Below are 23,143 nucleotides of genomic sequence, written 5' to 3'. Positions count from 1 at the left end.
CTGATGAGGGCTTATTGGGAAAACAATGAGCACTTGCTCATGACGGCCGAGAACGCGTTACCCGGGTGTAATTCCCGTTGGCGCCGCACGCGTCGATACGGGCGACCGGCCCGCGCGGCGCCGGCGCCTCACCAGGTGACCGGGAGCTCGTGGGCGCCGTAGATGATGGACTCGGCCTTGAGGGGCAGCTCCTCGACCGGCACGGCGAGCCGCAGCGTGGGGATGCGGCGGAACAACGTGTCGAAGACGATCTGCAGCTCCATCCTGGCCAGGTTCTGGCCGAGGCACTGGTGCGGGCCGAAGCCGAAGGCGAGATGGTGGCGGGCCTCGCGTCCGACGTCCAGGACGGCCGGGTCCTCGAACACGGCGGGGTCCCAGTCGGCCGACAGGCTCGAGATGACGACGCCCTCGCCGGCCTGGATGTCCGCCCCGCCGATCCGCACGTTCTCGGTGGCCACCCGGGAGGTGACCGTGTCGGTGATGGTGAAGTAGCGCAGCAGTTCCTCCACGGCCATGGGTGTCCGGGCCGGATCGGTTCTGATCAGGTCCAGCTGTTCCGGGTGGGTGAGCAGCCCGATCACGCCGAGCGAGATCATGTTCGCCGTGGTCTCGTGCCCGGCGGTCAGCAGCAGGAAGGCCATGCTGGTCAGGGCCGCGTGGTCGACGGCGCCGTCCTGGCGTTGCCGGGCGATCTGCCGGCTGAGCAGGTCGTCGCCGGGCTCGGACTCCTTGCGGGTGACCAGTTCGCCGAGGTAGGCGCGCAGTTCGAGGAAGGCCCGCTGCCGCTCCTCCGGCGACGAGGTCCGGCGCACGGCCACGGCGGTGCGGCTCTGGAAGTAGTCGTGGTCTGCGTAGGGTGCGCCGAGCAGTTCGCAGATCACCAGGGACGGCACCGGCAGCGACAGCGCCTGCACCAGGTCGACCGGGCGCTGCTCGGTGGCGAGCATGTCGTCGATGAAGCGGTCGACGATGTCCTGGATCCGCGGGCGCAGCGCGGCCAGCCGCCTCACGGTGAACTCGCTGATCAACGGGCGCCGGGCCGCGGCGTGTTCCGCGCCGTCCATGCCGACCATCAGCGGCGGCTGGCTGCGGAGCCGGCGCAGGGTCGCCGCGTCGACGTTGAGGTTCGGGAAACCGTCCTTGCGCCGGTCGGAGGAGAAACGGCGGTCGGCGAGAACGGCTCGGCCCTCCGCGTGCCCGGACACCCACCACGCCTCGGCGTCGTTCACCAGCCGGACCTTGCTGATCGGCGCCTGCTCGCGCAGCCCTTCGTAGGCGGCGGGCGGCGCGAACGGGCAGCCCCGCTCGACCGGCAGCTTCACGCCGGCGAGAGCGCCCGTTGTGTCCTTCGTCATCGATGACCTCTCAGGAGTTGGATCGGGTTGGGTCCGGCGGGCAGGACGAGCGCCTGCTCGCTCGCCGGCGTCAGGTGCGGGCCGGTGTTCATCGCCGGGTGAGCAACGTCTCGGACTGGACGCGGGTCAGCTTCTCGGGGTTGCGGACGTAGTAGAGGCCGGTGATGCGGGCCTCCTCCTCGGCCCCCTCCCCGGCGGCGTCCTCGACGCTGATCGCCAGCACGCCGTCGAGCTCGCCGTCCAGGCGCAGGACGAGCGCCGGGTTGCCGTTGACCACGGTGGGAGCGGCGGTGACCGTGCCGTCGTACCTGCCGATGCCGCCGACGATCAGGCGGCTCACCTTCCAGGCGCCGACGACCTGCTGCAGCGCGGCCTGCTTGATCCCGCCGCCGTCGGCTACCAGGACGACCTCAGGGGCGAGCACGTCGAGCAGACCCTGCAGGTCCCCGGTCTCGACCGCGCGCTGGAACGACGCCAGAGCCGCCCGGGTCATGCTGGGAGGGACCGCCTCGCGCGGGCGCCGCGCGCTGACGTGCAGGCGGGCGCGGTGGGCGATCTGGCGGACGGCCACGGGGCTCTTGCCGACGGCGGCCGCGATCTCGTCGTAGCCAACGTCGAAGGCCTCGCGCAGCACGAACACGGCGCGCTCGGTCGGCGAGAGCGTGTCGAGCACGAGCATGAGCGCCATCGACACGCTCTCGGCAAGCTCGGCGTCGTCGGCCACGTCCGGCGCGGTGAGCAGCGGTTCGGGCAGCCAGGGACCGACGTAGGCCTCCTTGCGGCGCGTCATCGTGCGCAGCCGGTTGAGCGACTGCCGGGTCGTGATCCTGACCAGGTAGGCGCGCTGGTCGCGCACCTGACCGAGGTCGGCTTTCATCCAGCGCAGCCAGGTCTCCTGGAGGACGTCTTCTGCGTCGGCCACCGACCCGAGCATCTCGTAGGCGACGGTGAAGAGCAGATTGCGATGGGCGACGAAAACTTCGGTCGCCGGATCAGTGGTGTGGTCGCTCATGTCTCGACTCCTCTCCGTCGCGGCAGGCCTTCGCGCCTGTTCACCACGGTAAGGTCCTTTCGCTGGTAGCCGTCCGGCCGCCCCGGTGGCCGGGAACGGGACCGGTCAGCGGGTGACCGTCGCCTCGCCGCGCCTGGCCCGGAGTGCCTGCCCGCGCCTGGCGTCCTTGGCCCAGGCCGGGAAGTCCAGCGAACCGGGCCTGCGTGCCTGGTTCCCCAGCTGCCAGAGGATGCCCTTGCAGATCGACTCCTTGATCATCGCGCCGGGGCGGCCGCCGATGTGCAGGCCCATCGCGACGTCGTTCCTGTGGGTGAGCTGCATGATGCCGGCCCGGCGTCCCAGGCTGATGCACTGCGAGACGAGCGCCATGGCCAGGGGCGCGGGACGCTCGCCCGCGATCCGGCTGAGCACCGTGTCGGCGGCGTGCGGGCCCAGCTGGACGGCGGCCTGGCAGCTCATCCGGAACGGCAGGTCCGACGGCGCCGCCGCGTCGCCGGCCGCGACGATGCGCACGTCGTCCACGCTGGTCAACGTCTCGTCCGTACGCAGCCGGCCCAGGGCGTCGGTGCTCAGCCCGCTGCGTACGGCCAGGTCGGGCACGCCGAAGCCGGCCGTCCAGATGGTCACGTCGCTCGGCAGTTCGCGACCGTCGCCGAGCCGCACGGCGTCACCGGTCACGGCCGTAACCGTCGTGCCGGGGCCGTCGAGCACGGTGACGCGGAGCTTGGCCAGGTGCTTGGCGACGGAGCGCCGCCCCCGCTGGTGCAGGTCGGGGCCGAGCGCCCCGCCGCACACCAGGGTCACGGCGCGGCCGGCCTCCGCCAGTTCGGCGGCGGTCTCGATGCCGGTCGGGCCGGCCCCCACCACGGTGATCGCGGCCGTGGCGGGCGCGGCGCCGAGGTTCTCCCGCAGCCGCCGCGCCTCCTCGAGACTGGCGATCGGGTAGGCGAACTCGGCCGCTCCCGGCACACGCGGGTCGGCGCTGCCGCTGCCCACCGCGTAGATCAGGTAGTCGTAACCGGCCGTGTCGCCGCTCGCCAGCATCACGCGGCGCCCGGCCGCGTCGATCCGGGTCACGGTGTCGACCACCAGACCGACCTTCTCCGCCAGAACGTCCCGGTAGTCGGCGACCGCGCTGTGGGACCCGCCCACCAGCTGGTGCAGGCGGATCCGCTCGACGAAGCTCGGACGCGGGTTGATCAGACTCACCGTCACGTCGTCGCGCTGCGTGAGGCGGTTGGCGGCCAGGACGCCGGCGTATCCGCCGCCGATCACAACGACCCGGGCGTTCTCGGTCATGGTGCTCCTTCATCCCGAACAGCGGTTCGGGCATAGGACACCGCCCGCTCCCCCGTTGTGACCTGGTGTGAGGCAGATCACTCAGGGAGCTCGGTCACGCCGCGGCATCCCGGCCGGTGCTCGTCATGAAGTCGTCAGCAGCACGATCGTGGTCGCGCCGGTGAGCAGCGCCAGCAGCACGGGGGCCACCGCGTGGGACCGGTGCTGCCGCCGGGAGAAGTCCCTGGCGCGCAGGTCGTCCACCTCGAAAGACGCGACGGCCCGGTGGCGCTGCGACACCTGCTGCGCGGACCCGGGCATCACCTGCTGCTGTTCGCCGCCGACACCACCGACCCCGACGCCCTGGAGGCCTGGCGATCCGCGGCGTGCGCGGCGATGGCCGGGTACGGCGAAGCCCACCTCATCACGCGCGGCCACCTGCCACACGGCCTGACCGGCGGCGTCGCCGCGGACCCGCGCAGCCAGGCGCACAACCGCTACGGCGTGCGCCGGCGCAGCCTCTACCTCATCCGCCCGGACAAGTACGTCGGCTACCGGGGTGACAGCGCCGACCTCGCGGCCGTGCACGACTACTTCCGGGCCCTGACCGCCCCGCACGCCGAAAGGACGGCCCGATGACGGGTGGCACCCGCGGCGCCCCGGCCGCGCGCCGCGGGTGCCCGGACGGCCGCTGAGCCTGGGGGCGGGCGTCCCGCGGTGGACGCCCGCACCTGCCGTCACTGCTCGACGTTGGCGTTGTACTTCTGGATGGGCGCCTGCAGCGTGGCGGCGGCGTTCTGCATCGCCTGCTCGGCCGGGGTACGCGGCTCCTGCCCCGCCCCGGCGGGCACGGCCTGCTCGAGGCCGACCTCGGCCGCCTTCCTGGCCTCGGGCATGACGCCGAGGAGGCAGCCCGACGTGGCCGCCGACGGCTGCTGGGCGCGCAGTTGCGTCACCGCGACCTGGAAGTTGGGGTTGTCGTTCGCCTTGGCCTGCGAGTCTCGCTCTCCGTCAACCTGGGTGGTTACCTTCGTGCTCGCTGGATTCTTCCTACTAGTAGGGCCCTGTTTCGGTAGTCCTGGGCGCTGAAGCGCATGATGAACGTTCGCGGAACGTTATCCGCGGCGGCAGCCACCACCGCCAGGCGATACCGGTACGCCGGCGCGCGCGAGGCCGGGCCGGCGTGCCTCACACGTCGGCGGCGGGGGCGCAGCCGGGGCGCCGACCCCTCGGCCCTCCGGGAACGCGGCCGAACTCGACGTCGTGGAGCGGCACGGGCCGGCCGTCAGGTGGGGGTCTCGCGCAGGCGCTCCACGCGGATGCCGCGCAGCAGCAGCTCCGACACGACCACCGCGGCCAGCAGGCTGACCAGGAGGGCGGCGCCGGCGACGAGGGCGACGGGCACCGCCGCCACCTCGTGCGGCAGCGGCGGCGTGACGGGCGGCGAGGTGAACTGCGGGATCCTGCCGAGCGCCACCCGCGCCGCCACCAGTCCCGCCAGCAGCCCGGCCAGGGTGCCCGCCGCAATCGTGATCACCTGCTCCAGCAGGAGCGCCACCCGCAGCGCCGCCACCTTGGCGCCGGACGCCTCCAGCGCGGCCAGCTCGTACCCGCGCCTCCTGGCCGAGGTGTAGAGCGCGAGCACGGTGCGTCCGAGCGCCAGCGCCGCCGCCGTCAGCGCGGACGCCAGCAGCAGCAACAGCGCCAGCCCCGGCCCTTGCCCGGCGAACGACGCCGTCAGGCCGGCCACGTGCCGCCGCGACACCACCGACAACCCCTGCCGCTCCAGCTCGCGCTCCAGCGCCGCCGTGTCGGTCAGGCCGGTCCACACCTGGTACGCGGCCTTCTCGTGCACGCCGTACGACATCCGGTCGGCCTGCTCCAGGTTCATCAGGACGCCCGCGTCGGTCAGGCCGGGCGCGGCGGCGGACGCGACGACGGTGCGCACCGGGCCGGCGTAGGCGTTGTCGAGCCCCGGCACCACCCGGGTGCCGATGTCCCCGACCGCGACGGCCGGCGGCCGCTGGTCGTACGTGGCGGGGCGCAGCGTCTGGTTGCCGACCATGGTGATCGCGAACGTGCCGTCGCGCCGGCCCGGATCGGCATCCCAGCGCGGCATGGCCAGGGAACGCCAGCGGCCCTGCTCGCGTACCGCCATCCCGGTGACGGTCACCCGTACGAACGCGGGCTCCTCGAACTGCTCGGGCGGGAGCGGCTGCCCGCGGAAGGCGCGCAGCTCGCACCGAACCTGCCGGCAGGCCGGCGGCAGGTTCCATTCGTGCACGCCGGAGCGTCCGGCGAGGTCGCCGAGCGGGAGCTGGGCGGGCCGCAGCTGGCCGGGCACCCGGAACGTGACGAACAGCTTCATCGTCCAGCCCTTGGGCGGCCGGTCGTGCACCACCTCGGCGCGGAACCTGTCGCCGCGCACCCACACCCGCGGCTCGTCCGGGGTCGGCAGCTTGGCGGCGGCCTGGGCCAGGGACGCGCCGGCCGCCAGCTCGGGCCGCCAGGCCGCGCCCACGGCGGCCAGCCGCCGGGGGTCCGTGGCGATCAGCTGCGGCGGACCCGGCACCTTGATGACCGGCGTGGCGGTCTCGCCGCCGGGGTCGGCGGCGGCCACGGCCTCGATCAGCTTGCTCGGCTCGACCGGCCGGACCGTGATCGCGGTGGCCGCGCCGTTGTGGAAGCGCGCCGTCTCCGCGTAGTCGCCCGACGTGGCGCTCCACGCCGACACCGCGAACGTGGCCAGCCCGAACGCCGCTCCCAGCACGATCACGCTGCCCGCGGCCACCGGTCCCCTGGCCACCTGCCGCAGCGCCAGGAACGGCCCGAGCCCGCCGCGCCGCCTGGTGACCCCGAACAGCCGCCTGGTCAGCACCGGCAGCGCCCGGGCGGCCAGCAGCGCCACGCCCAGCGCGACCAGCCCGGGCACCGCCAGCGCGCCCGAGCTCCGCCCCGACACGTCCGTGATCAGGCCGGTGGCCAGCAGCTCGACCAGGCCCACCGCGGTGACCGCGAGGACCACGGCGTCCAGCACCCAGCCGCGGGCCGTACGGCGGGGCGTGCGCCGCCACTCCTCGGTGACCGGCCGCGTCGCCGTACGCCAGGCGGCCATCGCCGCCGCGAGCACGCCGCCCAGCATCGCCGCGACGCCGGCCAGCGCCGCTTCCGGCGGGAAGGTCACCGGGATGCCCGCGGGCAGCAGCGCGCCGATCATCACGCCCGCCGCGGCGTGCCCGGGCAGCAGCCCGAGCGGCACGGCGGCGGCGAGCAGCAGCAGCGGCTCGGCGAGCGCGAACAGCCACACCCGCGCCCGCCCGTGTCCACGCAGCCGGGCCAGCGCGATCTCCGCGCCACGCGCCCTGACCAGGTCGCCCACGGTCTGGAAGAGCAACATCCAGCCGAGCGCCACCACCTGCGCGATCACCAGGAGCGTCGGCACGCCCAGCGCGCCGGCGCCAGCGGTCACGGCCCTGACCGTGTCGGCCACCCGGGAGAACACGATGTCGCCCGAGTTGCGGCCCGTGGACTCGGCGGTGGCCTGCATCGCGGCGAGTTTCGGGAGGTCGGTCCCCTCCAGCCGGTCCGCGACGATGGAGACGATGGCGTAGTCGGTCCAGCCGCCCTCCTCCCCCTGCCCGCCGGAGATGTTGTACGTCTCCAGCCGGGTCTCCGGCACGGTGAACAGCGCGTCGGCCTTGTCCTGGCTCGGCTCGCCCGAAGGGGAGAACAACGTCCTGCCGAACCAGAACGGGTCGCCGGCCGGCCCCGGCCGGTAGATCCCGACCACGGTGAGCGACGCCGGCTTCCGCCCGGTGGGGGTGTACTCGACGTCCACCACGGCCGACAGCCTGATCTTCTCCCCCACCTTGAACCCCGACGCCTGGCTGGCCATCACCTCCTTGGCCGCGTCCGGGCAGCGGCCCTCGACCAGCGGCAGGTGCCGGCACTGCCCGTCCTGCCAGACCAGCGAGAACGCGCGCCGGTCACCCGGCCGGCCGCTGCTCGCCTCCATCCCGAGCACCGGCGGGCCGGTGAAGTCCGCGCCCGCGGTGAACGCCGCCACCTTGGCCTCGATGCCGCCCTGGGTGGTCGTGTACCGCCAGCCGCGCCCCTCCAGCGGCGCCGCCTTCACCGCGTCCCTGGCGATCGTCGTGCGGGCGGCCGCCGAGTAGATCGGCCCCACCGCCGCCGACGCGATCGGCACGATCGCGATCAGCAGGACGACCAGCGAGAGCGTACGGCGTTCCCAGAGGCCGCGCAGGATCACGGCTCCGCCCTCCTGAGCGCGATGCCGTCGTCGAGCTCCTCGATCCGCGCCATGGAACCGGGCGGCAGCAGGTGGTGGTACTCGGGCGGCACCTGGACGGCGCCCTCCCTGCCGACGACCACGAAGTCCTCGCCGCGCCTGCCCTCCGCGCCGACCCGGCCGTCCCTGATCGTCACCGTACGGCTCAGCGCCTCGCTCACCGCGGGGTCGTGCGTGACCACGACCGCGGTCGTGCCGTCGGCCGCGGCGACGTCCTTGATGAGCTCGATCACCCGTGTGCCCGACTCCTCGTCGAGCTGGCTGGTGGGCTCGTCGGCCAGCAGCAGCCTGGGCGCGTTGGCCAGCGCCACGGCCAGGGCGAGGCGCTGCTGCTCGCCGCCGGACATCCGCCCGGCCGGCCGGTCGCCCGCGTCCGCCAGCCCCACCCGGGCCAGCAACTCGCGGGCACGCCGGCGGGCGGAGCGGCGGGCGGAAGAGCCGGCGCTGGGGCCGGGGCGGGCGCCGCGGCGGGCACGTCCGACGGCGCGCTGGGCGAAGGCGATGTTCTGGGCGGCGGAGAGGTAGCCGATGAGGTTGCGTGCCGGGTTCTGCAACATCATGCCGACGTGCGCCGCCCGCAGCCGGTCGAGCCTGCGCTGGTCGAGCCGCCCCACGTCGGTGCCGTCCAGCCACAGGCGGCCCGCGCTCGGGCGCAGCAGCCCGGCCAGCAGCCACAGCAGCGTCGACTTGCCCGCGCCCGAAGGGCCGAGCAGGGCGACCGTCTCGCCCGCCTCGATCGTCAGGTCCACGTCGCGCAACGCGACGACCTCGACGTCCTGCGCCTTGTAGATCTGCACGATCCCGTCACACCTGATGACGCTCATGTGCGGCTCTCCCGGGTGCCGCGGTCGCGGCTCATGGACGGGCACGGCTCATGGGCGCCCGCCGCGCTCACAGGGTGCTCCTGGACTGCCGGCGGTGGGCCCGGGCGCGCAGCTCGATCACCCGGTCGCAGCGCTCGGCCACCTCGGGGTCGTGCGTGGCGATCACCAGCGTGGTGCCGCCGTCCGTCGCCGCGAGCAGCTCGTCCAGCACGAGCGCGCGGTGCGTCTCGTCCTGCTCGGCCGTCGGCTCGTCGGCCAGCAGCACCTGGGGCCGCAACGCCAGCGCCCTGGCCACCGCGACGCGCTGCTGCTGCCCGCCGGACAGCTCCTCGACCAGGTGGTCGGCGAACTTCGACACCCGCAGCCGCTCCAGCGCCTCCGACGCCAGGCGAAGCGCCTCGCGCGGCGTCCGCCCCGACGCCCTGAGCGCCACCTCGACGTTCTCGGCCGCCGTGAGCAGGCTGAGCAACCCGTACGACTGGAACACCAGCGCCAGCCCGGCCCTCAGCTCCGGCTGCTCGTCGAGGGGCACGCCGCCCACCAGGACCCGGCCCGCGGCGGGCGGGAGCAGCCCGGCCAGCGTGGTCAGCAACGTGGTCTTGCCGGACCCCGACGGGCCCATCAGCGCCACGCGCTCAGCTCGGTCCAGTTCGAGGGTGAGGTCTTCGACGATCGTGCGCCCGCCCGCCCGGCAGCTGAGTGCGCGGCAGGCGAGTGTCGGTCCGGGCACCACCCGCGGATCATCCTCCCGACCGGTGATCCACGTCAACGGCGAGGAGGACGCGACCGGGTTGCGAGTCGGCCACGTCGCCCCCGCCTCCACGCGCCGGGCCGTACGGCTCCGGGGATCGGCCGGTGAGCCGGAAAGCTCTCCGAGCCCGCTCAGCGCCGCCAGACGACGGGCTTGTCGCGGTAGTCGTCATCGTCGAACTTGGCGCCGGCGATCGCGATGCCGGTCCTGGCGCCGCCCAGTCTGCAGGACGTGAAGGTCGCTCCGGCCGTGGAGAAGTCCCTGGGCGCGCTCTCGCGCTCGCAGCCGGGCATGCCGCCGGTGACGATCGCGCCGGTGCCGCTGCCGTCCGCGGTCACCAGCGACAGGCTGGGGCCCGACGAGTAGGAGTGGTCGGTGCCGTCCACGTTCTCGACGGTGAAGCGGATGTAGTAGGGGGTGATGCCCTTGGCCCGCTGGCCGCGTTCGCGTACGAGGTCGGCCGGGTCGCCCTTCTCCACCGCGGTCACGGTGACGCCGATCGTGCCCTTCCTGAACGGGACCACCGCGCGCTCGCCGAGCTTGAGCCGCGTGCCCGCCGCGGTGGTCTCCGCGTTCGTCCGCCCGGTCTCCTGCTCCGTGCTCTTCTGCTCCGTGCTCTCCTGCTCCGTGCTCTCCTGGGGGGCCGGCTCGCTCTCCTCCGTCTCGGCAGGTGCCGCCGACTCGCGCGCCGGAGCCTGCGCCTGTGCCCGGTTCTCGGCCGAAGGCTGGAGCGCGCCGCAGCCGGAGACCGTGAGGGCGGCGGCCATGGTCAGAACGCCTGCCAGCGCCCGTCGCAGGACCGCGGGGTCATGGGTGATGAACATGGCAAACGATCTTCACTCATCCGTACGGCGAACGTCGATGGCACAGGCTCCACGATTGTTTAACCCAGCGTCTTCCGCGCAGGTCCGCACCGCCGGCCTCGCGACGACCCGCAACGCCGGCGGCAGGCGGCCGTGGGTGAGCCGCGTAGATGAGCCGCGTAGATGAGCCGCGCGGCGCCGGGGCGATGGCCGGGCGCCGGCGGCACCGTTGTCAGGCGGGCAGCAGGCGCATCAGGAGGTCGCGCGGCGCTCCCGTCAGGCGGCCGGCGACGGCCAGGCGGGTCATCCAGCGCGACGCGGTGACGATGCGCTGGGCGGCCGGGCGCCTGCGGGCGTCGTAGGCACGCAGAGCCCCCGGCACGTCGCCCGCAGAGGCGTGCAGGCGGTCGGCGAGTTCGATCGCGTCGAGCAGCGCCTGGCAGGCCCCCTGTCCCAGGGCCGGCGCCATCGCGTGGGCCGCGTCGCCGATCAGCGCCACGTTTCCCTTCACGTACGAGGCCGGCGGCGGCGCCAGTTCGTGGACCTCGTGCCGCAGCACGGCCCCGTCGTCGGCCTCCGCCAGCACCCAGGGAATGGGATCGTGCCAGTCCGCGAAGCGGGCACGCAGGTCGTCGAGGCTCTCGTTGTTCCCTCCAGGGGTCCGTACGGCCGCGTACCAGTTGGTCACCCCCGGGGCCTGCGGCGTCATCCCGAACATCTGCCCGTGGCCCCAGGTCTCGCCGTAGTGCCGGGGCTCGTACCCCTTGATCACGCCGCGCCACGCGACGATGCCCGCGTAGCGCGGCTGGGTCGCATCGCCGAAGAACGTCCGGCGTACGGCGCTGCGCACCCCGTCGGCGCCGATCACCAGGTCGTGGCAGACACGCAGGGCGGAGGGGTCGGTGATCTCCACGCCGGTACTGATCGTCGCGGGGTCCACCTGCCGCAGCAACATCTCGATCAGCGAGGCTCGTGACAACATGCGGACCGGTGTCCCCGTGCGCCGTTCGATGCGTTCCAGGGGCAGGTCGGCCAGGCGCCTGCCGTCAGGTCTGCGGACCTGGGCCTGCCTGTAGGGGACGGTGCGCTCGTGCAGGTCCTCTCCCAGCCCCAGGCTCGCCAGCCCGGCCTGGGCGCCCGGCTGGATGCCGAGCGCGGTCCCTTCGGCGACGACTTCGGGCCACCGCTCGTAGACGGAGACCTTCCAGCCGATCGCGCGCAGGGCGATCGCGGTCGTCAGCCCGCCGACGCCGGCGCCGACGATGACAGCTCGTTTCATTCGATCACAGTCCTATGGTCGGCCACCCGGCTCACGCGCCGGTGCTCCTGCTCTGCTCATCCACGGCCGCGGTGACCCCGTTGGCCGCTGGCGGGATCCTTCTCTCCAGGGCGAGCGCCATGGCACAGAGCGCCAGGCACCCCACGACCATCAGGCCGACGTACGCGGCGGCCAGGTCGAGGCCCAGCAGCAGGCCGGCGAGCGCCGGCGCGGCCATCGCCCCGCCGTTGAACGCCGCCGCGTTGAGCGCGTTGTACCGGCCGCGGGCGTCGTCGGTGGCCAGGTCGTTGGTGACCGCCGGAACCGTGGGCTGCAGCAGGGTCTCGCCGAAGGCGAACACCGCCATGAAGGCCAGCAGCCCGGCGATCGCGACCGCCGGGCCGAGCCCGGACCCCGCGGCGCCGAGCAGCAGCCACGCCCCGGCCCACGAACCCGCCATCACGATCATCACCCTGGTGCGGCGGCGGCCGCTGATCCGCGCGAGCACCGGCAGTTGCAGGACGACGATCATCGCGGTGTTGACCGCGTACGCGACGCCGATGGCACTGGTGGAGACGCCGGCCACCTCTCGCGCGAAGCTGGGGACGCCGGCCTGGAACTGGCCGTACCCCACGAGGACCCCGGTGAAGGTGAGCGCGGCGAGCCAGCGCACCGGCGGCCGCCTGAGGATGGCACGGTAGCCGGGCGCCGCCGTACGCGGTCCCGGGTCGCGCCCGGCGGGCCCGCGCACGTTACTGAGCGGTCCCAGCAGCACCATGATCGGCGCCAGGGCGGCGGCGGCCTCGGCGAGGTAGATCGTGGTGAACGTGGCCGGGACGTCCACGTCGACGAACAACCCGCCGACGACGCCTCCCACGCCGATGCCGGCGTTCATGAGCGCGAAGTGCACGCCGAAGAACCGTTGCCGCACGTCCCCGTCGACGACCGCCGCGATCAGCGTGTTGAAGGCGGGGAGCGCCACACCGAAGTTGAGCCCGATCAGGACGAGCGCGACGGCCGCCGTCCATGGGCCGGTGGCGAACGCGAGCAGCGCGCTGCCGGCCATCATGGCGCTCTGCCCGCCGATCAGGACAGCGCGGGTGCCGTACCGGTCCACCAGCGAGCCGCTCGGGGCGGTGACGACGAATCCGGCGATCGCGACCAGCGACATCAGCGCGCCGGCGACGCCGAGGTCGAACCCGCGGACCTCACGCAGGTAGATGATCGTGAAGGGGAGCGTGAGGCCGCGCCCGAGCGTCTGCACGGCGATGATCGCGAGCAGCCACCGCCCCTCGATCGGCAGCCCCCGCCAGAACGTGCGCAGCCAGGCCACGCGGCATCACCTTTCCAGTCCGCTTCCCGTCAGCTCGCGCGGGCGGCGAACTCGGCGAGGCCGGCCGCTCCCGAGGCGGCGCGGACGGCGATCTCCTCCCCGTCCTCGGTGCGCAGGCCCACGCCGTGCAGGCCGGGACCGCCGGAGACGAACCGCAGCGGCAGCGCGTCGAAGGTCTCCTTGCCGAGGTGCTCCTCGACCTCGGCGGGGTCGTTGCCGATCTCGAGCCAGGCGACCGCGACCAGGGGACGCTCGTGCGTCATCGGCGCAGTGCGCGCCGGGTGCCGGCTCATGTCCTCGTGGTAGTACCAGTTCGGCAGCCCGCGCGCCCAGGTCATCCCGGCGTCGCCGGGCGCCATGACCGTCGTCGCGGACGATCCGTCGGGGTGCTGGGCGCCCTGGGAGGTCACCACCTCCCCGCCGAGGCGGCGTGCCACCTCCTCGAGGTCGGCGTAGCTGCTCGCCCGCAGGTTCCACGTCATCCAGTGGTCGGCCTTCCGGGTGGTCTGCTCGAACCAGGTGCGGAACGCACCGACCCCCGGGGGCAGCTCGGCGTAGTGGTCGATGACCGACTCGACGTTGATGAAGGCGTCGCCGGGCAGCGGGATGACCCGGTGAGCGGTGGGCATGACCTGCAGCCACCCTCCCTCGTGGCTGCGCAGCCCGGTTTCGCGGCGCAACCGTTCCGCGCTCTCGTAAAGGTGACGTACGCCGAGGGTGACGTGGTCGAGATCGTACACAGGCACGTGGGGCCTCCAGATGATCCGATGAAACCAAAAGCAAATCAGATTTGCAAGCAAACCTAATGTCGCTCCGGCGCGCTGTCAACGCACCCATAGGTTTCCCGGACGCCGTTGGCGGGCACGCCAATCGGAACACCGTTCCATATATTTCCGGAAAAGGGTTCCGTTTCAGTCGCGAATCGGAGGGCGGCCCCTGCTGATGCTGTTCGGGGCGGAGCACGGCCTCGGCCTGAAGGGGTCCGCCGGCACGACTCCGGCCTCCGCCGGACGGATGTACCGCGCGCGCCCGTCCACCCGGGCGACGACGGTACGCACCGGGTAGCCCGCCACCGTCCAGCCTCGTCGCAGCGCCACACCCGTGGGACCCCGCACCGCCTCCCCGCGTCTCGCGCGCTCTCAGGCCCGGCTTCCTGCGGTGGTGGAGATCGGGTGAGGGCCGAGTCCGGCGGACGCCGGTCAGTCGGGCTGGCGGGTGCGCCTCATCGTCTCGCGCTCATAGGTGAGCAGCGCGTCGATGACCAGTTGCCGCTCCGAGGGGGCCAGGGGCTCCAGCGCGGTCCGCCACGCGTCCGCACCCGCGGCCAGCCAGCCCTCGATCGCCTCACGGTGTTCGTCGGTGATGCTGACGATGGTCCGCCGCCGGTCGCGCTCGTCCTCGGTCCGGGCGAGGATGCCCTTGCGGCTCAGGTCGCCGACCATGAGGCTGACCGTCGTCGAGGCGACCTCCAGCCGTCCCGCCAGCGCCTTGACCGTGGCCGGGCCGTCGTGCAGCAGGAGAGCCAGCAGCGACAGGTGGCGCGGCGTGAGCGCGAAGTCCTGCAGTTGCTCGGGAACCGGGATGCGCTTGGAGCGCGCGATGAGCCGCGGCATCAGCAGGATCATCTCTCGCACGCCTTGATCGACGGTCGGGCCGTCCGTGGGCATCGAGTGGTCCCTCTGACTCGCTGGCGGATGTGTCGTGGCTGCTCGGGCACCGATTATCCCGGAGGACGCGGCGCGTTGTCCAACGATCTCCATGGCCGCGCGCCCCTCAGTCCCACCAGCCTCCGGCGAGTTCGACGCCCTCCTTCTCGAGCGCGTCGTGCCAGACGGGGTCACGCAGCAACCGCGCCTCCCAAGCCCGTACGATGCCGTCCGGCCCTGTGACCGCGTCCTCGCGCGACGGGTGCAGGAACAACTCGCTCGTGCCCTCGGGGAGTGCGGCGAGCCGGCGGAGGTAGTCGTCGCGGAGCCGCTCGTAGGCGCCGAGCTCGTCTGCCGTGCGCCGGTTGGTCGCGATCGTCTGCGGGATGGCCACGCCGAGCGTGTCGGCGAGGGCGACGGCGCGCTCGTGTGCCTCCGCGAGTTGCGGCGGGAGCGGCCCTCCGATGTACGGCTCGGGGTCGCGCGGCAGCCGGAAGGCGAGGCCGTGGCGCGCGCACCATTCGAGCGTCTCGGTGAGCCATGACCGGCCGTGCAGGCCGTAGAGGGTGCCGGCGTGGGAGTCGGCCGCCTGGGGCGCCAGGCTCCGGCCGCGCATCCAGCGCAGCTGCGCCTCCGCCTCCTCCATGACGTCGCGCGCCTCGCCTCGGGCTCCGAGAACGAACGGATCGTCGTGGAGCGTCCCGTCGTGGTCGGCCAGGCATGCCGCGCCGTTGAGCGGCCGCCAGCGCGGGAGCCCGCGCTCGCTCGTGAGCGTCACGTGCAGCCGCGGCACGACGCCGAGCTCGCCGACCTGGGACGCGGCCTGCCCGGCGGCGGGCGAGACGCAGATGAGCGTCGTCGCGGTGACGTGTCCCTCGGCCAGCAGCGCGACGATGACCTCCGTCGTGCCCTGCTCCCTGCCGAGGTCGTCGGCCGTGATCACGACGCGGCGGGTCATCGGGGACGCTCCGCGGCCGGCTCGTCCGCAGGGCCGGTGGACGGCGGCCCGACCGGCTCGGCCGCCCCGGGCGGCGGCTCGACCGGGACGGAGACGAGTCGCGCCGCGACCGCGCCGATCGCCGTCAGCACGAACGGATAGACGCACAGGTACATCCGGAACGCGAGCCCCGGATCGGCGCCGGGATCGTCACCCGAGTTGTAGCCGAAGAACACACCCAGCGAGGTGAGCGCGAGCCCGGTCACGATCCCGTTGAGCCGGCCGAAGAAGCCGAACGCGGACAGGAAGAGCCCTTCGCGGTGCTCCCCGTTGCGGGCCGCGTCGGCGTCCAGCACGCGCGCGACGATGAGGTCGTTCGTCGCGAGCATGCCCGACCAGCCGGCCCCGACGAGCACGCCCGCGGCGATCGCGGTGAGGAGGCCGGTGGCGAGGAACAGGGCGGCGAAGCCGGCCGCGAGGACCGCGAAGGCCAGCCGCCAGGCCCAGAGGGCGCCGCGGCGCGCGACGACGCGCGTCCACACGACGAGGCCGCCCGCCGAGATGAGGATGACGATGCCCTGCAGGTAGAGCGCGTTGCCGACCGGCAGCCCGAGCGAGTAGCGGACGTACAGCTGGATGCCCGACAACACCAGCGCCATGGCCATCCCGTAGCAGGCGCCGGTGAGCCCGACCGTCCAGAACATCGGGTTGCGCACGATCGACCACACGCTCGGCAGCAGCCGCGGCCGCTCGCGCGTGGAGTAGCGGGGACGCTCGCGGGCTCCGAGCGCCATGAACACGATCACGACGAGCGCGATCGCACCGTAGATGACGGCGGTGATCTGGAAGCCCCGGGTGGACTGCTCGGTGCCGAACACGCTCGTCGTGAGCAGCGGGGTGACCGCGAGCGAGATCACGAGCGCCACGAGCTGGAAGCCCTGGCGCAGGCTGTTGGCGACGGCGCGGTCGCGCTCGCGCGGATAGAGCTCGGGGAGCAGCGCGCCGTAGTTCGCGTTGAGCATCGAGTCGAAAGCCTCACACAGGATCGCGAACACCGCGAACCAGAGCACGAGGCCGATGCCCTGCAGGGAGTCGGGCGCGGAGAAGAACGCGATCATGCAGGCGGCGAGCATCGGCGCGCCGGCGAGCAGCCAGGGCCGGCGCCTGCCGAACCGGCTCCTGGTGCGGTCGGAGAGGTGGCCGAGCAGCGGGTTGTCGAGCGCGTCGATGACCGCGTAGATCACCATGACCACGCCGTACGCGCGTACGTCGAGCCCGAGGATGTCGACGTAGAAGAGGATCGTCGATCCCTTGATCATGTTGATCGGGATGGACGTGCCGAACATCCCGATGGCGTAGCGCCACGCGGGAGTCCGCCCCGGGGCGGCGCCCTCACCGGGCTGGGACACACGATCACCTTCCTTGCTGATGCTGACGATGCAGACAACCGGCACAGGATGTCAACGGTGGGATCGTGGCGTTCGCGAGGGTCAGAGTCGGTAGACGCGCGTGGCCGTCGCCGCGAAGACGTCGCGGATCTCGCCGGCGGACCGCCCCGCGAGCGCGTCCTGCCAGGTGGACAGCAGGGTGGGCAGGTCGGTCCAGAGCTTCTCGACGGGGAAGTTGCTGCCCCACATGCAGCGGCCGGAGCCGAACAGGTCCAGGCACGTGGTCGCCACCCGCTCGATGAGCGGCCGGTCCACGCGGTGCACGAAGGTGCCCTGGCCGGTGAGCTTCACCACGACGTTGGGGAGTTCGGCGAGCAGCCGCAGCCCTCGCGTCCACTCCGCGACGGCGGGCGGGGCGGAGTCCACCGGCATCCCGGCGTGGACGAGGACGAACGTCAGCTGCGGGAAGCCGGCCACCAGCTCGGCGGCGTCGGCCATCTGGGCGGGGAACACCTGGAGCTCGAACAACCAGCCGAGGTCGGCGACCACGGCGAGGTTGCGCCGGAAGACGGGGTCCCTCATGCGGTCGGGGGCGGCGGCGAAGCGGAACTCGGGCCGCTCGTGCCAGTGCAGTTGCAGCCGGGTGCCGCGGACGAGCGGGGTGAGGGCGGCCTGGCGGCGCAGCACGTCGGGGGCGTCGTCGGCGAAGAGGTCGGCGCAGCCCACCACGGCGGTGGGCCAGCCGGTCTCGGCATGGACGTCCCGCAGCCGGCGCACCTCGTCCACGGAGCGGTCGAGCGGCCAGTTGGCCTGGACGTAGACCGCCGAGGAGATGCCGCAGGGGGCCGCCTCCTCGACATACTCGGAGACGAGGTAGTCGCGGCGGATCGGCTCGTACGGGCCGAAGATGCGCGGGACCATCTCCCCTTGCAGCCAGGGCAGGTCGGCGGCGCGCCAGATGTGGTGGTGCGAGTCGACGATCCCGGTCATCGCGGTGCTCCCGAGGGGGTCGTGGGCCAGTGGCGCGCCGCGGTGTGGCGGCGGCCGGACAGGACGGCGGGCAGGCGGCGCACCTCGTCCAGCGCGGTGGCCAGGTCGCGGACGCCGCCGAGGTGATCGAGGCTCGGAAGCTGGGCGGACATGGCGCGCGTGGCGGGGCGGTAGGCGGGCGAGCAGGCCGGCGGGGACCACCAGACGAGCCGGTGGCCGAGCCGCGACAGCCGGGCGGTGGCGCGGACCATGGGGGCGGGGTCGCCGCGTTCGAGCCCGTCGGACAGGACGATCACGAGCGCGCCGCGGGCGAGCGCGGCGAAGCGCGGGTTGGCCAGGAAACGTGCCAGTGACGCGCCGATGGCCGTGCCTCCGTCGGCGTCCGTGACCAGCGCCGACACCGACGTCAGCGCCTGGTCGGCGTGCGGGTGCGCCAGCGCGGCGGTGATCCGGGTGAGCCGGGTGCCGAAGGTGAACACCTCGGTGCGGGCCGGCGCGGCGCGCAGCGCGGTGTGCGCCACCCGCAGGAGGTCCGGGGTGTGCTGCCGCAGCGAGCCCGAGACGTCGACCAGGATGAGCAGGCGGCGGGGGCGGGGCGGGCGGGCAAGGCGGCGCAGTTCGACGATCTCGCCGTCGTGGCGGTGGGCGCGCCGCCACGCGTGCCGCACGTCCAGCCTGCCGCCCGACCAGCCGCCCGACCGGGCCGGGCGGCGGCGCCGTGACGCGGTGGCGGGCAGCGCGGCGGGCCAGGCGGCTTCGAGGGCGCGCATGAGCGTGCGCTCGCGGGTCCGGCCGAAGTCCCGCGTGCCGTAGGTGCTCAGGGTGCTGGCCTCGGTGCCGTCGCCCGGCCGTGCCTCGCGGGGCGGCGGGTCGTCCTCGCCGGGACCGCCGGGAGACGGTACGCCGTCGTCCCTCGGTATCGGCGGGTCGCCGGGGGCGCCGTACCGGAACCAGGCGTCGAAGACGCGGTCGAAGGCGGGCAGGTCGGCCACGTCCTGGAGCAGGATGATCCGGGCGGACCAGTACAGCGCGGTCATGCCGGACGGCGGGGACTCCGCGACCACGCGCAGCAGGTCGGCCCGCTTGGCCTGCGCGGTGCGGAGCCCGGCCTCGCGCAGCGCGGCCAGGAACCCCCACAGGTGATCCGCGGCGAGCCCGGCCGGATCGGCCCCCGTCCAGCCACTCGAGCGGGCGTCAGGCATCGCTGAACACGTCCTCGGCGTGGCCGAGGAGGAGCCGGGTGTCCTCCTCGTCCTTGATCAGCAGGCCGAGGGCCCGGCGCAGGGCCAGGGGCCACGATTCGCCGCCCTCCGCCAGCGCCAGGGCGCCGCGGGCCCACTCCACCGACTCGGCGATGCCGGGCCGCTTGAGCAGCGGCAGCCCTCGTACGCGCTGGACCGCCCGGACGAGCCCGTCGGCCGCCCGCTCCTCCAGCCCGGGCACGGACGCACGGAGGATCGCCCGCTCGCGTCCCGGCTCCGGGAAGGCGATCCAGTGGTAGAGGCAGCGCCGCTTGAGCGCGTCGTGCAGCTCGCGCGTCCGGTTGGAGGTCAGCACCACGATCGGCGGCGTGCCCGCCCGCACGGTGCCGAGCTCCGGGATCGTGATCTGGTGGTCGCCGAGGAACTCCAGCAGGAACGCCTCGAACTCGCTGTCGGCCCGGTCGATCTCGTCGATCAGCAGCACCGCGCCCCGCTCGGCCTGCACGGCGCGCAGCAGCGGACGGCGCAGCAGGAACTCCTCGCGGTACAGGTCTCCGGCGTCCTGGCCGCGGCTCTCGGCCACCCGGACGTGGAGCAGCTGCTTGGGGTGGTCCCACTCGTAGAGGGCCTGGCCCGAGTCCAGCCCTTCGAAGCACTGCAGGCGGATCAGCTCCAGGCCGGTGATCCGCGACAGCACCGAGGCCACCTCGGTCTTCCCGACGCCCGGCTCGCCCTCCAGCAGCAGCGGCCGCCTCAGGCGCAGCGCCAGGTGGATGGCCGTGGACAACCCTTCGTCCGCGAAATAGCCCTCCCTCTCGAGCGCCGCGGCCAGCTCGCCGGGGCCGGGGGTCACAGCTGCGCGTGCTCGGTGGTCAGCAGGTGGATGCGCGAGGAGGTGTGCGCGGACGCGTCGGCCGCCGCCGCCCTGCCGTGCTCGGAGCCGAACGCGGCGGCGCGGGCGTCCTCGTCGTCGAAGTACAGCTCGTGCACCGAGTCGTACGCCGCGTCGTCGCCGTTGACGACGTTGACCGTGTACTTGCGCAGGCCGGGCAGCTTCCTGGCGAACGCGACGTGTTCCTCCAGGGCCCACGTGGCGTACTCCTCGCGGGACAGGCCCTCGGCGCGCTTGAGCAGCGACATGACCTTCAGCATGGTTCCTCCGTCCTCAAGGCGTCCAGCCCTCGCAGGACGCGTTCCGGGGTGAACGGCATCGCCGTCAGGCGCACGCCGCAGGCGTCGAAGATCGCGTTGGCGATGGCCGGGATCGGGGCGTTGGCCGTCATCTCGCCGATCCCCTTCGCCCCGTACGGCCCGTTCGCGGCCGGGCGCTCCAGCAGCAGGCTGTGCTGGACCGGGAGGTCGGCGGGCCCCGGCATCAGGTAGCCGGCGAAGTCGCGTGGGCCGTGGTCGCGGAGCGGGTAGTACGGCTCGGTGGTCTCGAACAGGGCGTGCGACACGCCCATCCACGCCCCGCCCTCCACCTGCTGCGTCGCCATGGCCGGGTTGAGCGCCCTGCCCACCTCGTACGTGTTGAACAGCTCCAGCACCTCGACCACCCCGGTCTCGTCGTCGACCTCGACGACGGCGACCGTGCACGCGTGCGCCTGGCAGGAGTCGGGGTCCATCTCCCCCGTCTCGGGCACGGGCGCGCTCGGCTCCTTGAGGTAGACACCGCGGCCGGAGATCGTCCGCCCGTGCTTGAAGTGCGCGGCCATGGCCAGGTCGGTGACGTGGACGCGCTTGTCCTGCGCGCCCTTGACCATGACGAAGCCGCTGCCGTCGGTCTCCAGGTCCGCGGCGTCGACCTCCAGTTCCTCGGCGGCCACCTCCAGCATCACGCCGCGCGCCTCGGCCGCGGCCATGATGACGGCGTTGCCGACGCGGTGGCTGCCGCGGCTGGCGAAGGTGCCCATGCAGTGCGGGCCGGTGTCGGTGTCGGCGGTGTCGACGAGCACGTTCCCGACCGGCAGGCCGAGCGTCTCCGCGGCGCACTGGGCGGCGATCGTCTTGATGCCCTGGCCCAGGTCCACCGAGGACAGCGAGACCACGAACGTGCCGGTGGTCGTGGCGTGGATCAGCGCCTGCGAGGGGTCGCCGCCCAGGTTCATGCCGGTGGGGTAGTTCACCGACGCGTACCCCCGGCCGCGCAGCTTCGCCATCGCTACAGCCCCTCTCGGGTCGTGGAGGACATCCTGCGGTACGCCTCGGGCAGCTCGTGCCCGGCCAGCTCCGCCGCCTTCTGGATCACCTCGACCAGGGCCGTGCCCTCGGCGATCTTGCGGTGGGCCTTGAGGTCGCCGTCGCGGTAGGCGTTGAGCAGCCGGAGCTGGAGCGGGTCCATGTCGAGGGCTCGGGCGATCCGGTCCATCTGCGACTCCAGCGCGAAGTCGGCGATGGTCACGCCGAACCCGCGCATGGCGCTGGACGGCGTGCGGTTGGTGAACACGCAGTGGCAGTCGGCCCACACGTTGGGGATGGCGTAGGGGCCGGGCAGGTGCGCGGCGGCCTTGGTGGTGCCGTACGGGCTGTGGCGGGCGTACGCGCCGGCGTCGACGTACAGGGTGACCTTGCGGCCGATGATGCGGCCGTCGTCCATCACGGCGTCCTTGATGAAGATGCGCTCGGCCGCGCGCGGCGAGGAGACCTGCATCTCCTCGGCCCGGTCGTAGACGTACTTGACGGGGCGGTCGACCGCCATCGCGGCGACGCACGCGATCGGCTCGGCCACCACGTCCACCTTGCCGCCGAAGCCGCCGCCGACCGTCCCGCCCACGATGCGCAGCCTGTTGAACGGCACGCCCAGGATCAGCGCGGTGTTGTCCAGGGTGAAGAAGCACGCCTGGGTGTCGGAGTGGATGCGCAGCCGCCCGTCGGCCTGCGGGACGACGACGCAGCCGGTGGTCTCGACCGGTGCCTGCTCGATCGGCGACGACTGGTAGCGCCACTCGAAGACGTGGTCGGCCCGGCCGAACGCCTCCTCCACGTCGCCGAACCGGATCCGCCGGCAGTGGTGGCCCTCGTAGACGAAGTGGTTCTGCCCCTGGTACTCGTTGACCAGCGGCGCGCCCTCCTTCAGCGCCTCCTCGACGTCGAAGACGGGCGGCAGGTCCTCGTAGCCGACCTCGATCCTGGCCGCGCCCTCCAGCGCGGCCGCCTCGGTCTCGGCGACCACGGCGCAGATGGGCTCGCCGAGGTAGCGCACCTTGTCCACGGCGAGGACGGGCTCGTCGTCCGGCTCGACGCCGATCAGCTTGAGCACGGTGTAGACGTTGTTCGGGACGTCGGCGTGGGTGAGGACGCGCAGCACGCCGGGCACGGCCAGCGCCCCGGTCACGTCCACGTGGGCGATCCTCGCGTGGTGCCGGGCCGAGCGGTGCATCTTGAGGTGCGCGAGCCGCGGCGGAGCCACGTCCTCGAAGAACTCGGTGCGGCCCGTGACGTGCCCGCGCGCGTCGGAGCGCTGCACCACCGAGCCGATGACGGTGAGGTGGCCGGCGTCCCGCTCGGCCGCGAAGGCGCCGGTGTCGATGGGGGCGGGCCGGTACATCATCGCGGCACCTCCTGCTCCCGGCGCCGCCTGGCCGCCTCCATGACGGCGACCACGATGGGCCGGTAGCCGGTGCACCGGCAGACGTTGCCCGAGATCGCCTCGATGACGTCGTCCTCGCTCGGGTCGGGGTTCCGGTCGAGCAGCGCCTCGGCGACCATGATCATGCCGGAGGTGCAGAAGCCGCACTGGGTGGCGAAGCAGTCGATGAAGGCACTCTGCACCTCGTCCAGCTCGCCCCCGGCGGTGACGCCCTCCAGCGTGCGGACGGACCCGCCCGCGACGGTCTCCACCGCGACCAGGCAGGCGGCCTCGGGCCGGCCGTCGACGAGGACCGTGCAGGTGCCGCAGGCTCCCTGCGCGCAGCCTCGTTTGGCCGCGATCAGGCCCAGCGATTCGCGCAGGCAGGCGAGCAGCGTGGTCCCCGGCGCGGCGATGAACTCCCGCCGCTCACCGTTGACGACGAGCGAGACGATCTGTGACGGCACGATCCCACCTCTTCTGGTGCGG

General features: G+C 73.2%; 22 protein-coding genes. 1 reads left to right on the top strand and 21 read right to left on the bottom strand.

What is annotated here, in order from left to right; translation table 11 throughout:
* Positions 1-128: 128 nt before the first annotated feature.
* From ABGA98_RS23555 to ABGA98_RS23545, 3 genes are all read right to left on the bottom strand, one after another.
* Positions 129-1,355 carry a cytochrome P450 gene (locus tag ABGA98_RS23555; RefSeq protein ID WP_347620549.1) on the bottom strand — a complete coding sequence of 409 codons (1,227 nt, stop codon included), beginning with the start codon at positions 1,353-1,355 and terminating at the stop codon, positions 129-131.
* An 88-nt stretch (positions 1,356-1,443) separates the two neighbouring features.
* Positions 1,444-2,367: an RNA polymerase sigma-70 factor gene (locus tag ABGA98_RS23550; protein ID WP_347620548.1), complete on the bottom strand. Its 924-nt coding sequence runs from the start codon at positions 2,365-2,367 to the stop codon at positions 1,444-1,446.
* Positions 2,368-2,472: 105 nt separating this feature from the next.
* Positions 2,473-3,666, bottom strand: a complete 1,194-nt coding sequence (locus tag ABGA98_RS23545; RefSeq protein WP_347620547.1) for an FAD-dependent oxidoreductase — start codon at positions 3,664-3,666, stop codon at positions 2,473-2,475.
* A gap of 264 nt (positions 3,667-3,930) precedes the next feature.
* Here ABGA98_RS23545 and ABGA98_RS23540 point away from each other — a divergent pair, with 264 nt between their 5' ends.
* Complete coding sequence (locus tag ABGA98_RS23540) at positions 3,931-4,284, top strand: hypothetical protein (RefSeq protein WP_347620546.1); 354 nt, start codon at positions 3,931-3,933, stop codon at positions 4,282-4,284.
* A 98-nt stretch (positions 4,285-4,382) separates the two neighbouring features.
* Here ABGA98_RS23540 and ABGA98_RS23535 read toward each other — a convergent pair whose 3' ends face one another.
* From ABGA98_RS23535 to ABGA98_RS23450, 18 genes are all read right to left on the bottom strand, one after another.
* Entirely contained in the window at positions 4,383-4,601 is a 219-nt protein-coding gene (locus ABGA98_RS23535) for a hypothetical protein (RefSeq protein ID WP_347620545.1), read from the bottom strand.
* 329 nt (positions 4,602-4,930) lie between these two features.
* The gene (locus tag ABGA98_RS23530; RefSeq protein ID WP_347620544.1) at positions 4,931-7,915 is read right to left on the bottom strand and encodes an FtsX-like permease family protein; all 2,985 of its coding nucleotides are present in this window, start codon (positions 7,913-7,915) and stop codon (positions 4,931-4,933) included.
* Positions 7,912-8,778, bottom strand: a complete 867-nt coding sequence (locus ABGA98_RS23525) for an ATP-binding cassette domain-containing protein (protein ID WP_347620543.1) — start codon at positions 8,776-8,778, stop codon at positions 7,912-7,914. Before ABGA98_RS23525 ends, ABGA98_RS23530 begins: the two co-directional genes overlap by 4 nt.
* Before the next feature lie 67 nt (positions 8,779-8,845).
* Entirely contained in the window at positions 8,846-9,508 is a 663-nt protein-coding gene (locus ABGA98_RS23520; RefSeq protein ID WP_347620542.1) for an ATP-binding cassette domain-containing protein, read from the bottom strand.
* Positions 9,509-9,660: 152 nt separating this feature from the next.
* Entirely contained in the window at positions 9,661-10,353 is a 693-nt protein-coding gene (locus tag ABGA98_RS23515) for a hypothetical protein (protein WP_347620541.1), read from the bottom strand.
* Between the two features lie 211 nt (positions 10,354-10,564).
* Complete coding sequence (locus ABGA98_RS23510) at positions 10,565-11,611, bottom strand: FAD-dependent monooxygenase (RefSeq protein WP_347620540.1); 1,047 nt, start codon at positions 11,609-11,611, stop codon at positions 10,565-10,567.
* Positions 11,612-11,642: 31 nt separating this feature from the next.
* Entirely contained in the window at positions 11,643-12,923 is a 1,281-nt protein-coding gene (locus ABGA98_RS23505) for an MFS transporter (protein WP_347620539.1), read from the bottom strand.
* 29 nt (positions 12,924-12,952) lie between these two features.
* Positions 12,953-13,669 (bottom strand): VOC family protein, encoded by a 717-nt coding sequence (locus ABGA98_RS23500; RefSeq protein ID WP_347620538.1) that lies wholly within the window; start codon positions 13,667-13,669, stop codon positions 12,953-12,955.
* Positions 13,670-14,122: 453 nt separating this feature from the next.
* Positions 14,123-14,548: a MarR family winged helix-turn-helix transcriptional regulator gene (locus ABGA98_RS23495; RefSeq protein WP_347620881.1), complete on the bottom strand. Its 426-nt coding sequence runs from the start codon at positions 14,546-14,548 to the stop codon at positions 14,123-14,125.
* A 148-nt stretch (positions 14,549-14,696) separates the two neighbouring features.
* Positions 14,697-15,527, bottom strand: a complete 831-nt coding sequence (locus ABGA98_RS23490) for a ChbG/HpnK family deacetylase (RefSeq protein WP_347620537.1) — start codon at positions 15,525-15,527, stop codon at positions 14,697-14,699.
* Complete coding sequence (locus ABGA98_RS23485) at positions 15,524-16,915, bottom strand: MFS transporter (protein ID WP_347620536.1); 1,392 nt, start codon at positions 16,913-16,915, stop codon at positions 15,524-15,526. Before ABGA98_RS23485 ends, ABGA98_RS23490 begins: the two co-directional genes overlap by 4 nt.
* 81 nt (positions 16,916-16,996) lie before the next feature.
* Entirely contained in the window at positions 16,997-17,884 is an 888-nt protein-coding gene (locus ABGA98_RS23480) for an amidohydrolase family protein (protein WP_347620535.1), read from the bottom strand.
* The gene (locus ABGA98_RS23475; protein WP_347620534.1) at positions 17,881-19,086 is read right to left on the bottom strand and encodes a VWA domain-containing protein; all 1,206 of its coding nucleotides are present in this window, start codon (positions 19,084-19,086) and stop codon (positions 17,881-17,883) included. Before ABGA98_RS23475 ends, ABGA98_RS23480 begins: the two co-directional genes overlap by 4 nt.
* Positions 19,079-19,939, bottom strand: coding sequence for a MoxR family ATPase (locus ABGA98_RS23470; protein WP_347620533.1), 861 nt, complete (start codon positions 19,937-19,939; stop codon positions 19,079-19,081). Before ABGA98_RS23470 ends, ABGA98_RS23475 begins: the two co-directional genes overlap by 8 nt.
* Positions 19,936-20,238, bottom strand: a complete 303-nt coding sequence (locus tag ABGA98_RS23465) for an EthD family reductase (RefSeq protein WP_347620532.1) — start codon at positions 20,236-20,238, stop codon at positions 19,936-19,938. Before ABGA98_RS23465 ends, ABGA98_RS23470 begins: the two co-directional genes overlap by 4 nt.
* The gene (locus ABGA98_RS23460; protein ID WP_347620531.1) at positions 20,232-21,245 is read right to left on the bottom strand and encodes a molybdopterin cofactor-binding domain-containing protein; all 1,014 of its coding nucleotides are present in this window, start codon (positions 21,243-21,245) and stop codon (positions 20,232-20,234) included. The genes ABGA98_RS23465 and ABGA98_RS23460 overlap by 7 nt, the downstream gene beginning before the upstream one ends.
* 2 nt (positions 21,246-21,247) lie before the next feature.
* Positions 21,248-22,636, bottom strand: coding sequence for a molybdopterin cofactor-binding domain-containing protein (locus tag ABGA98_RS23455; RefSeq protein ID WP_347620530.1), 1,389 nt, complete (start codon positions 22,634-22,636; stop codon positions 21,248-21,250).
* Positions 22,633-23,121: a (2Fe-2S)-binding protein gene (locus tag ABGA98_RS23450; protein WP_347620529.1), complete on the bottom strand. Its 489-nt coding sequence runs from the start codon at positions 23,119-23,121 to the stop codon at positions 22,633-22,635. The genes ABGA98_RS23455 and ABGA98_RS23450 overlap by 4 nt, the downstream gene beginning before the upstream one ends.
* Positions 23,122-23,143 lie beyond the last annotated feature (22 nt).

The organism is Nonomuraea sp. B1E8, from assembly GCF_039871515.1.
Lineage (GTDB): Bacteria > Actinomycetota > Actinomycetes > Streptosporangiales > Streptosporangiaceae > Nonomuraea.
The sequence above is the reverse complement of the archived record's forward strand: the minus strand, read 5'-3'. Positions and strand labels throughout refer to the sequence as shown.

Excerpts from the sequence above, each read along its gene's own strand:
- ABGA98_RS23455 (WP_347620530.1), bottom strand. The coding sequence starts at position 22,636 with ATGATGTACCGGCCCGCCCCCATCGACACCGGCGCCTTCGCGGCCGAG.
- ABGA98_RS23480 (WP_347620535.1), bottom strand. The coding sequence starts at position 17,884 with ATGACCGGGATCGTCGACTCGCACCACCACATCTGGCGCGCCGCCGAC.
- ABGA98_RS23490 (WP_347620537.1), bottom strand. The coding sequence starts at position 15,527 with ATGACCCGCCGCGTCGTGATCACGGCCGACGACCTCGGCAGGGAGCAG.
- ABGA98_RS23510 (WP_347620540.1), bottom strand. The coding sequence starts at position 11,611 with ATGAAACGAGCTGTCATCGTCGGCGCCGGCGTCGGCGGGCTGACGACC.
- ABGA98_RS23460 (WP_347620531.1), bottom strand. The coding sequence starts at position 21,245 with ATGGCGAAGCTGCGCGGCCGGGGGTACGCGTCGGTGAACTACCCCACC.
- ABGA98_RS23515 (WP_347620541.1), bottom strand. The coding sequence starts at position 10,353 with ATGTTCATCACCCATGACCCCGCGGTCCTGCGACGGGCGCTGGCAGGC.
- ABGA98_RS23495 (WP_347620881.1), bottom strand. The coding sequence starts at position 14,548 with ATGATCCTGCTGATGCCGCGGCTCATCGCGCGCTCCAAGCGCATCCCG.
- ABGA98_RS23475 (WP_347620534.1), bottom strand. The coding sequence starts at position 19,086 with ATGCCTGACGCCCGCTCGAGTGGCTGGACGGGGGCCGATCCGGCCGGG.
- ABGA98_RS23465 (WP_347620532.1), bottom strand. The coding sequence starts at position 20,238 with ATGCTGAAGGTCATGTCGCTGCTCAAGCGCGCCGAGGGCCTGTCCCGC.
- ABGA98_RS23555 (WP_347620549.1), bottom strand. The coding sequence starts at position 1,355 with ATGACGAAGGACACAACGGGCGCTCTCGCCGGCGTGAAGCTGCCGGTC.
- ABGA98_RS23545 (WP_347620547.1), bottom strand. The coding sequence starts at position 3,666 with ATGACCGAGAACGCCCGGGTCGTTGTGATCGGCGGCGGATACGCCGGC.
- ABGA98_RS23550 (WP_347620548.1), bottom strand. The coding sequence starts at position 2,367 with ATGAGCGACCACACCACTGATCCGGCGACCGAAGTTTTCGTCGCCCAT.
- ABGA98_RS23525 (WP_347620543.1), bottom strand. The coding sequence starts at position 8,778 with ATGAGCGTCATCAGGTGTGACGGGATCGTGCAGATCTACAAGGCGCAG.